This window comes from Pseudomonas sp. WMBT8 (genome assembly GCF_050916005.1).
GTDB lineage: Bacteria > Pseudomonadota > Gammaproteobacteria > Pseudomonadales > Pseudomonadaceae > Aquipseudomonas.
The window spans coordinates 3,693,007-3,705,538 of record NZ_CP188096.1 but is presented as its reverse complement, the minus strand read 5'-3'; the positions used below and the strand labels follow the sequence as shown (position 1 = coordinate 3,705,538).

9 protein-coding genes are annotated in these 12,532 nt (G+C 61.7%); all 9 read left to right on the top strand.

Going from position 1 to position 12,532, the window contains the following annotated elements; genetic code table 11:
• Window positions 1–100: 100 nt before the first annotated feature.
• The gene (locus ACO77H_RS16925) at window positions 101–1,378 is read left to right on the top strand and encodes an alkane 1-monooxygenase (RefSeq protein ID WP_432754324.1); all 1,278 of its coding nucleotides are present in this window, start codon (window positions 101–103) and stop codon (window positions 1,376–1,378) included.
• A 147-nt stretch (window positions 1,379–1,525) separates the two neighbouring features.
• Window positions 1,526–2,020 carry an alkane oxidation protein activator PraA gene (gene praA, locus ACO77H_RS16920; RefSeq protein WP_170041041.1) on the top strand — a complete coding sequence of 165 codons (495 nt, stop codon included), beginning with the start codon at window positions 1,526–1,528 and terminating at the stop codon, window positions 2,018–2,020.
• A gap of 129 nt (window positions 2,021–2,149) precedes the next feature.
• Window positions 2,150–2,674, top strand: a complete 525-nt coding sequence (gene praB / locus ACO77H_RS16915; protein WP_169955781.1) for an alkane oxidation protein activator PraB — start codon at window positions 2,150–2,152, stop codon at window positions 2,672–2,674.
• 124 nt (window positions 2,675–2,798) lie between these two features.
• Complete coding sequence (locus tag ACO77H_RS16910; RefSeq protein WP_169955780.1) at window positions 2,799–4,244, top strand: outer membrane protein transport protein; 1,446 nt, start codon at window positions 2,799–2,801, stop codon at window positions 4,242–4,244.
• 305 nt (window positions 4,245–4,549) lie between these two features.
• Window positions 4,550–7,075 carry an acyl-CoA dehydrogenase gene (locus ACO77H_RS16905; RefSeq protein WP_432754323.1) on the top strand — a complete coding sequence of 842 codons (2,526 nt, stop codon included), beginning with the start codon at window positions 4,550–4,552 and terminating at the stop codon, window positions 7,073–7,075.
• 143 nt (window positions 7,076–7,218) lie between these two features.
• Window positions 7,219–8,562, top strand: coding sequence for a 3-oxoacyl-ACP reductase (locus ACO77H_RS16900; protein WP_170041045.1), 1,344 nt, complete (start codon window positions 7,219–7,221; stop codon window positions 8,560–8,562).
• 2 nt (window positions 8,563–8,564) lie between these two features.
• On the top strand, window positions 8,565–9,467 hold the full coding sequence (locus ACO77H_RS16895) for a MaoC/PaaZ C-terminal domain-containing protein (protein WP_432754322.1): 903 nt from the start codon (window positions 8,565–8,567) through the stop codon (window positions 9,465–9,467).
• Complete coding sequence (locus ACO77H_RS16890; RefSeq protein WP_432754321.1) at window positions 9,464–10,762, top strand: acetyl-CoA C-acetyltransferase; 1,299 nt, start codon at window positions 9,464–9,466, stop codon at window positions 10,760–10,762. The genes ACO77H_RS16895 and ACO77H_RS16890 overlap by 4 nt, the downstream gene beginning before the upstream one ends.
• A 27-nt stretch (window positions 10,763–10,789) precedes the next feature.
• Window positions 10,790–12,493: an AMP-binding protein gene (locus tag ACO77H_RS16885; RefSeq protein WP_170041049.1), complete on the top strand. Its 1,704-nt coding sequence runs from the start codon at window positions 10,790–10,792 to the stop codon at window positions 12,491–12,493.
• The last annotated feature ends 39 nt before the right edge of the window (window positions 12,494–12,532 follow it).

Below are 12,532 nucleotides of genomic sequence, written 5' to 3'. Positions count from 1 at the left end.
CATGGTTGATTTCAAGTGGCCTTCAGTGCCGCCTGAACCTGTTTCCTGTCTCTTTTGCTTCGCTCTCCCTCCCTGCCGCGCAGTGCGTCCGGAGGTTGCCATGAATCAGACCCTGGCTGCCCCGCACGTTTGGACCGACGGCAAGCGCCACCTGTGGTGGCTGGGCATCATGCCTCTGGCGACCCCGCTGCTGTCGGGCGCCCTGGCTATTACTACGGGTGTACAAGAGCTGTGGTGGGTCGGTGTGCTGGTGATTTTCGGGCTGATCCCGTTGATCGACGGCCTGCTTGGGGAAGACGTCAGCAACCCGCCAGAATCCGCTGTCAGCGGCCTTGAGTCGCAGAAGTACTACCGCTGGATCGTCTACACCGGGGTGTTGTTGGTTATTTCATCCCTGTTGATGACCGGTTGGCTGGCGGTCAGCGGCATCGACTGGATGATCAACGGCGGCCTGCTGCAACTCACGGCGTCAATGGATCCATCGAGCTGGATGGCGCAAACCGCCAGCTTCCTGACCGCCCGGGTGCAACTGCATGGCGAGGTGAGTTGGTTCACCTACCTGGGCATGGCCATGTCCACCGGCGCCGCCACTGGCATCGCGATCAACACCGCCCATGAACTGGGGCACAAGCCGCGCCTGCTGGAGATTGTGCTGGCGAAGATCACCCTGGCGCCGACCTTCTACGGGCACTTCTACACCGAACACAACCGTGGCCATCACGTGCGCGTCGCCACTCCGGAAGATCCGGCCAGCTCGCGACTGGGGGAGAGCTTCTGGGCCTTCCTGCCGCGCTCGGTGTGGTTCAGTGCGCGCTCGGCCTGGAACCTGGAACGCGAACGCCTGCGCAAGCTCGGCCTGCCAGCCTGGCACTGGAAGAACGGCGTACTCAGCGCCTGGATGTACAGCGTGGTGTTGTGGGGCGCGATGATCGCCTGGCTGGGTGCGGCGGTGATTCCCTTCCTGTTGATCCAGGGCATCTACGGCTTCTCGTTGCTGGAAGTAGTGAACTATGTCGAGCACTACGGGCTTAAACGCCAGAAGTTGCCCAATGGCCGTTATGAGCGGTGTTCGCCGCGCCACTCGTGGAACAGTAACCGTATTGTCACCAATATCTTTCTGTTCCAGTTGCAGCGCCACTCCGATCATCACGCCAACCCGACTCGCAGTTATCAGTCGTTGCGCCACTTTGATGAATCGCCACAACTGCCGTATGGCTACGCCAGCATGATTGTCTGGGCGTATATCCCTTACTTGTGGCGCCGGCGTATGGATCACCGGGTACTACGGCATTATTCGGGGGATGTCACCCTGGCCAATATCCAGCCATCCAAACGCTTGAAGATACTGGAGAAGTACGGCAAGACCAGCACCTTCTAATGTGAATCAACTGTTGTAGGGCGCACTCGGGGTCTGTGTATCGCGCAGGTTTTCATCGCCCACGGTTTGCCGGATTCGAGTGCTGCTTAAGTTGCAAGAAAGTTGTTTGACCCTAACAAAAATAAAATCAAGGGAAGGACGTACACCATGCAAACACCTGCCAAGTTCACCACCCATATCGTGCTCGCTGCGCTGGGCCTTATCGCCTATCACCAGGCCCAGGCCGCACGCATCGAACCTGCCGGCAGCGCCTTCACTGCCCAGGGCCCCATCAGCTTTTCCAAGGGCGCGCTGATCAGCGCCGACTGCACCATCAAGGTGGCCGGCAAGGTCGCGGCCGATGGTTCGCAAGTCAATGTCGACAAGGTCGAGTTCGACGGTGGCCTCAAGTGCAGCCGCGTCGAAGCCATCAACCTGCCGTGGATTTTAGTGGCCAAGGATGCCAAGAGCGGCTCCATGTCGAAGATCAGCGTCGATGTGCACGCCTTTGGCCTGGGCGGCAAGTGCGGCCCATCCACTGCCGAAGGCACCTGGGATAACGCCACCGGCAAGTTGGAGGCGGCCAATGTGCCGATTGGCGAAGACTGCAAGATCAAGACGGTGTCGATCAAGATGCCGCCGACGTTCAAAGTCGTCGAGTAAACCCCCGAATTTGTAGCGGTAATTGCATTGAAATTTGGCTGGAAAGGGAAGTTCTGCTGTTTCTCCGTGACCTCTCGATCATGGCCATTACCCCGGCGAAATGACTCGCCATACATGTGAGGAAAAATAATGAAAAGTTTGAAAACCCTCGTTTGTGTAAGTTCGTTTGCTCTGTGCTTTGGCGCGGCTTCGATGGCCAGTGCGGCGTCTTTTAGTCCAATTGGAGCGACGTTTGTTACAGGGGCGACTGGGAGCATTGAGGTTAAGTCGCCTTCTTCGTTCCAGAGCTCGGTGACCTGTAAGGCTGTTTTTGAAGGCACGGTCCGTTCAGATGGCAAGGCGGATATCACCAAGGTCACCATCTCTCAAGGCACCAGCTCTCTGTGCGACCTGCCTCAGATCACTGGATTGCCTTGGTTGCTGGAGCCTCTCACTGCAACGACTGGCAAGGCTCACAACGTTGGCTACAAGATCGTCACTCCAGGCTTCCCACCGCCAACCAACTGCGGCCCTTCCTCCATTGACGTGCTGTTGTCATCGACACCAGCACCGTCTCCAAGTATCGCATTGACTGCGAACAATCAGCCGCTTTCTGGCAATTGCACCGTTGTGAAACTGAATGTTGGCGCTCTTGGGGTCACTATTATTCCTTAATGTAGGAACTGCTCCAAAAGGGCTGATCACCCAGCAAAGACAGGCGCCTCGTAAGAGGCGCCTGTTGAAGAAAGTCTGATCGGTTTTATCGATTGAGACGAAAAAAAACAATAAGGAGTGGGGCATGAATAATAAGAAACAACAGGCACAAGTGTTCCTCAGCCTGGCATTGTTGAGTGGGCTGATGGTGACTGCAGGCTCGGTCCAGGCAGGCGGCTTCATGACTCCTACTGCTAACACTGCTGGCTGGGGTCGGGCGTTCGGTGGTGGTTCGATGTTCAAAAACGATCCGTCAGCGGCCTACAACAACCCAGCTGCCATGGCTTTCATTGACAAGACTATTTCGCAGTTCACCATCAACTACGCAAATATCGATATCAAATACAAAGGCTCGGCGTATGACTACGCTGGTAATCCGACGTCTACCACTGTCATGGATCCTACGACCGGGGAACTTGTCTCGTCGACCCCGCGCACCGGTGACGGCGGCCAAGGCGGATTCGAAGCCTGGGTACCCACCGGTTTTATGGTGATCCCGATCAACGACCGTTTTGCCTTTGGCCTGAGCCAGGTGGTGCCCATGGGCGCCCGCACAACCTGGGATGAGGACTGGAAAGGCCGCGATTTTGCAGTGGATACCCGCATCGAAACCGTTGGCTTGACCGGCTCCCTGTCGTTCAAGGTCAATGATGAGTTTTCCATCGGTGGTGGTGCGATTCTTCAGCACACCAAAGGCTTTGTGAGCCAGAACGTCGACCTGTATGCCGCTGCTGCGCAGTCGCCGGATTTCGGTTTCGTTCCGTTTCCCGCCGGCCAGGGCTTCGCCTTGATGCGCGTCAAGGTCGACAACAACTCTCTGGGCTGGTTTGCAGGGATGACCTGGAAGCCTACGGCGCAAGACACCCTGGGCTTGAACTACCACGCCAAGATCAAGAACAAGCTGGAAGGCAAGTACAACATGTACGCCGATCCGGGCTCGGAAGCACTGATGACCATTCCTGTGATCGACGGTAAAACCCTGGTCGAGTTGGCTTACCCTGGGCTGAAGCTGTATCCGGGTGGTGCCAATGCCTCCACGCAACTGGATATCCCTGCCAACGCGTCCCTGGACTGGGTACACGACTTCTCTGACCGCCTGACCCTGGGCGCCAGTGTGACCTGGACCCAATGGTCCTCCTTCGAGGCGCTGACCTTGAAGTCCAATGGCAGCACCATCGTGTCGATCCCGTACAAGTACAAGAACACCTGGATGTATTCGTTCGGTGGCGACTACAAACTCACGGATGACTTTACCGTGCGTGCCGGTGTGGCCTTCGACCAGACCCCAACCCGCAACTCCACCCGTGACCCACGTATCCCGGATGGTGACCGCACTTTTGCCTCCCTGGGCTTTGGCTACAACATCCGCGCCATTCCTGGCCTGAGCATCGACGGCGCGTATTCCCGCCAGTTCGTGGAAACCGTCAAGCTCAAGACCAAGAACGTTGATCGTCTGGGCGCGGCGTCGCTGGATGGCAAATCCGAGGCCAAGGGCGAAGTGGTCAGCCTCTCGGCTACCTACGCCTTCTGACCTGAGGTTGTATCTGCGTAGTGCCTGGGTAAACGCGTAGTCAGCGCATCTTTCTACTGCGTTTACCCGGTGCTGCACCCATGGGTCGCCCACGCGACCCTTGGTGATTTCTTTCTCCCTTTAGCACTTCGGCTGACACGTTCGGCCGAGAATTATTTCGCAAACAGATTAAATAAAAATTTCAAAACAAAATTTGAATTTGTCTTTTCAAGTTTGTAGTGTGGTGATCAGTCGCAGGCCATACCGACCTGCTGACATGCGTGCCGTGCCCTGAATAGTTGCCCTGATCAAGTAGAGGTATCTCCATGGTTATCTGGTTATTGGCGGGACTCGCTGCGGCGACTGCCCTGGCGTATCGACAAGCGGCAGCCACCCTGTGGCTGGGGGCTGGCCTGGCCTGGCTGGCGGGCGGCTACCTGTTCAATGTGGTCGCTGGGTTTGGCCTGAGCGTTGCGGCGTTGCTGGTGGTGGTACCGGCGCTGCTGCTGAGCATCAAGCCGCTGCGCCGCGCACTGTTGACCAGCAAGGCCCTGGGCCTGTTTCGCACGATCATGCCGGCCATGTCCGACACTGAGCGCGCGGCTATCGAGTCCGGCACCGTGTGGTGGGACGCCGAGTTGTTCAGCGGCAAACCCAATTGGCAGCGCCTGCTGCAAGCCGCTCCGGCACGCTTGAGCGCCGAAGAGCAGGCGTTCCTCGACAACGAAGTGGAAACCCTCTGCGACATGGCCAATGACTGGGAAACCACCCAGGTCTGGCAGGACCTGTCGCCCGAAGGCTGGCAGTACACCAAGGACGCCGGCTTCCTCGGCATGATCATTCCCAAGCAATATGGCGGCAAAGGCTTCTCCCACTATGCCCATTCGCAAGTGGTGATGAAGCTGTCGACCCGTTGCTCGGCGGCGGCGATTTCGGTGATGGTCCCCAACTCCCTGGGGCCTGCCGAACTGCTGCTGCATTACGGCACCGACGCCCAGCGCAATTACTACCTGCCGCGCCTGGCCCGTGGCGAAGACATCCCGTGCTTTGCCCTGACCAGCCCCTATGCCGGCTCCGACGCCGGGGCGATTCCCGACCTGGGCATCGTCTGCAAGGGCATGCATGAAGGCCAGCAAGTGCTGGGTTTCAGCGTGACCTGGGACAAGCGCTATATCACCCTCGGCCCCATCGCCACAGTGCTGGGCCTGGCCTTTCGCGCCGAAGACCCGGACGGCCTGCTGGGTCAGCCCGGTTCGCTGGGCATCACCTGCGCGTTGATCCCCACGTCCCATCCCGGGGTGAACAGTGGTCGCCGTCATTGGCCCCTCAATGCGGTGTTCCAGAACGGCCCGACCACCGGCAAGGACGTGTTTATCCCCCTGGAGTGGGTGATCGGCGGCCGCGAGCAAGTGGGCAACGGCTGGCGCATGTTGATGGAATGCCTGGCCGCCGGGCGCGCGATTTCCCTGCCGTCGGCCAACGTTGGCCTGGGCAAGGTGGCGGTACGCGGTACCACGGCCTATGCGGCGATGCGCAAGCAGTTCGGCCTGCCGATTGGCAAGTTTGAAGGGGTGCAGGCGCCGTTGGCGCGCATGGCCGGGCACCTGTATGCCTGCGATGCGGTGCGCAAGGTGTCGGTGGCGTCGTTGGATGCCGGTGAGAAACCCTCGGTTATCTCGGCAATTGCCAAATACCACGTCACCGAGCGTGCGCGGATCATCGTCAACGATGGCATGGACATCGTCGCCGGCAAGGGCATCTGCATGGGGCCCAACAACTTCCTGGCCCGTGCCTATCAACAAAGCCCCATCGCGATCACGGTGGAAGGCGCGAACATCATGACCCGCTGCCTGATCATCTACGGCCAGGGCCTGATCCGGTGCCATCCTTATGTGTTTCGCGAGATGGAAGCGGCGCGCAACACCGATAGTCGCCAGGCGCTGCTGGCGTTCGACAGTGCCATGTTCGGTCACCTGAGCTTTGTGCTGGCCAACACCGTACGTGCGGCGGTGCATTCTCTTACAGGCGGGCGGCTGATTGCCGTGCCGGCCAAGACCGACCCTTCGCTTGCGTCCTACTACCGCCAGGCCAATCGGCTGTCGGTGGTGCTGGCATTGATTTCCGATATTTCCATGGGCGTGCTGGGCGGGGCGCTCAAGCGCAAGGAAAGCATCACCGGGCGCCTGGGCGATATGCTGTCCCAGCTCTACATCTTGTCCTGCGTGCTCAAGCGTTTTGAAGACGATGGCCGGCCCCAGGCGGATCTGCCGCTGGTGCATTGGTCGGCCCAGGACGCCCTGTTGCGGGCCCATGAAGCCCTGGCCGAGGTGCTCGACAATTATCCTTCGAAGCCGGCTGCGGCAGTGATTCGTGGCTTGAGCTTCCCGTTCGGCATTCCCCAGCGCAAGCCGTCAGACCGCTTGCTGGCCCAGGTGGCCGAACTGGTGCAGACCCCGGGCGAAAGCCGCGACCGTTTGCTGGCCAACTCCTACATCCCGCGTCCGGAAGTCGACAAGTTGGCCTACGGCGAGTTGGCGTTCCGCCTGCTGCCCCAGGTGGAGTTGATCGAAGGGCGACTCAAGGCGGCCGTCAAGCAAGGCACCCTCGACCCGATGCCGATCAGCAGTACGGCGTTTACCGCCTGGCGCATCAAGGCCCGGGCCCTGGATTTGATCAGCGCCGACGAAGACACCCTGCTGGCGCGCTACGTGGAGTACGCCGACCACGGTATCCAGGTGGACGACTTCCCGCAGGACTTCGGGTTGCTGGAGGCACTGCAAAAGCGTCAACAGGCGTTGGAGCAAGTGGCCAAACCCAGCAGCAAAAAACGTGAAAACGCCCCGGTGAACTAAACACCAACACGCGCCCTGTAGGAGCTGGCTTGCCTGCGATAGCGGTGTGTCTGTGCCAAAGATGCAATCTGACACACCGCCATCGCAGGCAAGCCAGCTCCCACAGGAGATTGGGTTTGCAGGTCAGGAAAACGGATCGATTTATGAGCGACAGCTATCTCTCTTTTGTGAACTCTGCCTGGGGCCGTCGCCTGGCCCAGACTATCGGCTTGCCACAACCCTTGCCCCTGCAACGTCATCGCAGCGGCCAGCAAGGCTTGGCCAACCCGGTGATCATCGCCGGGGCAGGGCGCCTGGCGGACGAGGTGCGGCGCATCTTCAAGGCCACCGACACCGTGCCGGCCCAGGCCGCCACGCTCAAGGCGCCGTCTACGGTCAAGGTCCAGGGCGCGGTGTTCGATGCCAGTGCCGTGCTCGACCTCAAGCAACTGGACGAACTCTACGAATTCTTCCACGCCAACGCCCGGCGTCTGGGGCAGCACGCGCGCGTGGTGGTGCTGGGCACCGCGCCCGAACACTGCCAGGACTTGCCCCAGGCCATCGCCCAGCGTGCCCTGGAAGGTCTGGTGCGGTCCCTGGCCAAGGAGCTGCGGCGGGCGATCACGGTGCAACTGATCTATGTCGCGCCGGGTGCCGAGCAGGCCCTGGAAAGCAGCCTGCGCTTTTTCCTGTCGCGGCGTTCAGCCTATGTCTCGGGGCAGGTGGTGCGCCTGGAGCAACCGGTCGATGCCGCCCCCGCCATCAACTGGGACAAGCCCTTAAGCGGCCGCCGCGCCTTGGTCACCGGCGCCTCCCGTGGCATTGGCCTGGCTATCGCCCAGGTCCTGGCCCGTGACGGCGCGCACGTGGTGTGCGTGGATGTGCCGCAAGCGTTGCCCTCCCTGGAGCAGGCGGCCAGCAGCGTCGGCGGCCACGCCTGGGCGCTGGACATCACCGCCGCCGATGCGGTGCAGCAGTTGCAGGCTTATGTGGCCGAGCACGGCGCGTTTGATGTGGTGGTGCATAACGCCGGGATCACGCGCGACAAGACCATCGCGAAAATGACCGAAACCGCCTGGCGCAGTGTGCTGGCGGTCAACCTCGAAGCGCCGTTGCACTTGAGTCAAGCCTTGCTGCAGGGGCAGGGGCTCAATGCCGGTGGGCGGGTAGTCTGTGTGTCGTCGATCTCCGGGATCGCCGGCAACCTGGGGCAGAGCAACTACGCCACCTCCAAGGCCGGGGTGATTGGCCTGGTGCAGGGCCTGGCGCCCGTGGCGGCGGCGCGGCAGGTCACGGTCAATGGCGTGGCGCCGGGGTTTATCGAGACCCAGATGACCGCGAAAATTCCGCTGATGATTCGCGAAGCGGGGCGGCGCATGAACTCCCTGTCCCAGGGCGGGCAACCCATCGACGTCGCCGAAACCATCGCCTGGCTGGCGCATCCCGCCTCGGGCGGGGTCAACGGCCAGGTGGTGCGGGTGTGCGGCCAAAGCCTGTTGGGAGCCTGAGCATGGACTACGTGACGCAGATTATCGATCCGCCGCCATCGCGCAATCGCCTGTTGCTCGATGGCCTGTTGTCGCTGCGCAAACCCAAGCTTGAGGGGGCGCCGGCCTTGCCCAGGGAGCGCCTGGTGCGCTCGGCGGTGGAGTTGAGTGCCAGGGATATTGCCGCCTACGGCCGGGCCTGTGGTTTCCGGCGTGAGCAAGGGGTGCCGCTGTCCTATCCCCATGTGCTGGCGTTCCCTTTGCACTTGATGCTGCTGACGCGCCCGAGTTTTCCGTACCCCGCCAGTGGCATGGTGCATCTGGCCAACCGCATCCGCCAGCATCGGCGCCTGCAGGAAGGCCAGGCCCTGCGCCTGGAAGTGTTTGCCGAGCGCTGGGTGGGCCATGCCAAGGGCCAGGCCTTGAGCATCGCCACCCATGCCTACAGCGCCGGCGAGTTGGTGTGGCAAAGCGAAAGCCTGTACCTGCGCCGGGATGTCGCCAACCCGCTGGGCGAACCCTGGGGGCACAGCCTGCAATTACCCGAAGAGGACCTGCGGCGGACCCAGCGCTGGGTGCTGCCGGCGGATCTGGGGCGGCGTTTTGCCAAGGTGTCGGGGGATTTCAACCCGATCCATACCTCGCTGATCGGCGCGCGCCTGTTCGGTTTTCGCCGGGCCATTGCCCATGGCATGTGGACCCTGGGCCGCGCCCTGGCCGCTCAGCAACCCCCGGGCGGGCTGGACGTGGCCGAGGCCCATTGCGAGTTCAAGTTGCCGATCTTCCTGCCCGGCCAGGTCGCCCTGTGGAATGCCCCGGCAGACGGCCCGCGCCGCGCGTTCGAGGTGCGCAACCCGGCCGGCGACAAACCCCATATGCGCGGCCTGTTTATCTGGCACCCACGTTTTGATGAGAGTCGTCCATGAGTGACTACAGCTTCAACCCCGCCCCGACGCGCCGTGTGGCGATTGTCGGTGGCAACCGCATTCCGTTTGCCCGCTCCAACACGGTGTACGCCCACGACAGCAACCAGGATTTGCTGGTGGCTGCGCTGCAAGGCCTGGTGGACCGCTACAACCTCCACGGCCTGCGCCTGGGCGAGTTTGCCGCTGGCGCGGTGATCAAGCATTCACGGGATTTCAACCTGGCCCGAGAATCGTTGCTGTCCACCACCCTGTCTGCCGAGACCCCGGCCTACGACCTGCAACAAGCCTGCGGCACGGGCCTGGAGGCGGCGTTGCTGGTGGCCAATAAAATCGCGCTTGGGCAGATTGAAGTGGGGATTGCCGGGGGCGCCGATACCACCTCCGACGCGCCCATCGGCATCAACGAGTCCCTGCGCCGCACACTGCTGGCGGCCAACCGCGCCAAGGGTGCCGGCAACAAGTTGCGCAGCCTGTTGCAGGTGCGTCCCTCGATGTTTTTCAAGCCTTTGCTGCCACGCAATGGCGAGCCGCGTACCGGCTTGTCCATGGGCGAACACTGTGAAGAAATGGCCAAGCGCTGGCAGATCAAGCGCCTGGCCCAGGACGAACTGACCCTGACCAGCCACCAGCGCCTCGACGCGGCCTATAACAACGGCTTCTTCGACGACCTGATCAGCCCCTATCGCGGCCTGTCCCGCGACAACAACCTGCGCGCCGACGCCAGCCTGGAGAAGCTCGCCAGCCTGTCCCCGGCCTACGACCGGCAGAACGGCACCCTCACGGCCGGCAACTCCACGCCCCTGACCGACGGCGCTTCGGTGGTGCTGCTGGCCAGCGAGGAGTGGGCCGCCGCTCGTGGCCTGCCGGTGCTGGCCTACCTGCGTACCGGCGAGACCGCGGCGGTGAACTTCGTCGATGGCAGTGAGGGCCTGCTGATGGCACCGGCCTACGCCGTGCCACGCATGCTTGCGCGCGAAGGCCTGGGTTTTGCCGACTTTGATTTGTTCGAGATCCACGAAGCCTTTGCCGCCCAGGTGCTGTGCACCCTCAAGGCCTGGGAAGACGCCGATTACTGCCGTGAGCGCCTGGGTCTGGACGCGCCGCTGGGGCCTATCGACCGCGCCAAGATGAACGTCAACGGCGGCTCGCTCGGTTGCGGTCATCCCTTTGCCGCCACCGGTGGCCGTCAGTTGGCGGCGCTGGCCAAGGCCATCCACCAGCGTGGTGGCGGGCGCGGCTTGATTTCCATCTGTGCCGCCGGCGGCCTGGGCATTACCGCCATCGTTGAAAAGTAGCCCTACAACAACAATAAGGAGACTGCGATGAATGCTGTAAGCCTGGACCAAACCGAACGTATCTGGCTGAACGCCTACCTGCCCGGCGTGCCCAGCGACATCGATGCCGGCATCGAGGACTACCCGTCGTTGCGCGAGGTATTTCTCGAGCATTTGCACAAATACCGCGACCGTGTGGCCTACGTCAGCATCGGCACCGAAATGACCTACGCCACTTGGCAGGCCCAGGGCATCGCCTTTGCCGCCTGGCTGCAAGCCCAGGGCGTGCGCAAGGGCGATCGCGTGGCATTGATGATGCCTAACTGCCTGCAGTACCCGATCTGCCTGCTGGGCACCATCCTCGCCGGTGCGGTGGTGGTCAACGTCAACCCGTTGTACACCTCCCACGAACTCAAGCACCTGCTCAAGGACAGCGGCGCCGAGACTGTGGTGATCTTCGAGAACTTCGCGCACACCCTGGAAAAAGTCGTGGCCGGCAGCACGATCAAACGCGTGGTCATCGCGGCCATTGGCGACCTGCTCGGCACCTTCAAGGGCGCGGCGATGAACTTCATCCTGCGCCGTGTGCAAAAACAGGTGCCCGCTTTCAATCTGCCGGGTGCGCTGCGTTTCAACCAGACGCTCAAACAGGGCCGGGGTCTGACCCACACCCCGGTGCCGCTGGCGCGTGAAGAACTGGCGTTCCTGCAATACACCGGAGGCACCACCGGCGATGCCAAGGGCGTGATGCTCAGCCACCGCAATATCATCGCCAACCTGTTGCAGGCCAAGGCCTGGGTGGGCGATCAACTGGACCAGGACCAGCAGGAAACCAACGTCACCCTGTTGCCGCTTTATCACATCTTTTCCCTGACCGTGAATTGCCTGATGTTCATGTGCCTGGGCGGGCGCAATATCCTGATCGCCAACCCTCGGGACGTGAAGCGGGTGCAGATGATCCTGCGCAAGGAGCGTTTCAACGGCATTGCCGGGGTCAACACGTTGTTCAACGGCTTGCTGGAGAACGCAGAGTTCCGCGCCCGGGACTTTTCCGACCTGCGCCTGGTCATCGCTGGCGGCATGGCCACGCACACCGCGGTGGCCAAGCGCTGGAAAGAAGTCACCGGGCTGCCGATCATCGAGGGTTACGGCCTGACGGAGTGCTCGCCGGTGGTGAGCATCAGCCCCATCGATATCTCACGCATGCGCGACATGGAATTTACCGGCAGCATCGGCGTGCCATTGCCGTCGACCTGGGTGCGCTTCATCCGCGAGGACGGTGAAGTGGCTGACATCGGCGAGCAGGGCGAATTGCAGGTACGCGGCCCACAGGTAATGCAGGGCTACTGGCAGCGCCCCAAGGAAACCGCCGAGGTACTGGACGCCGAGGGCTGGCTGTCGACCGGGGATATCGGGGTGATGAACGAACAGGGCTTCATCCGCCTGGTGGATCGCAAGAAGGACATGATCCTGGTGTCGGGTTTTAACGTGTACCCCAATGAAATCGAAGACGTGGTGGCGTTGCATCCGGGGGTTGCGGAAGTGGCGGCGATTGGCGTGGAGGATGGGGTGACCGGGGAGAAGGTAAAGATTGTCGTGGTGCGCCGCGACCCCAGCCTGACTCAGGAGCAGCTGTTGGCCCATTGCCGGGAATATCTGACGGGTTACAAGGTGCCCAAGTTTGTCGAGTTCCGCGTCGAAGAGTTGCCCAAGACCACGGTGGGCAAGGTCCTGCGCCGCGCATTGCGCTGACTTGATGCGGTCTAATGTGGGAGCGGGCTTGCCCGCTGC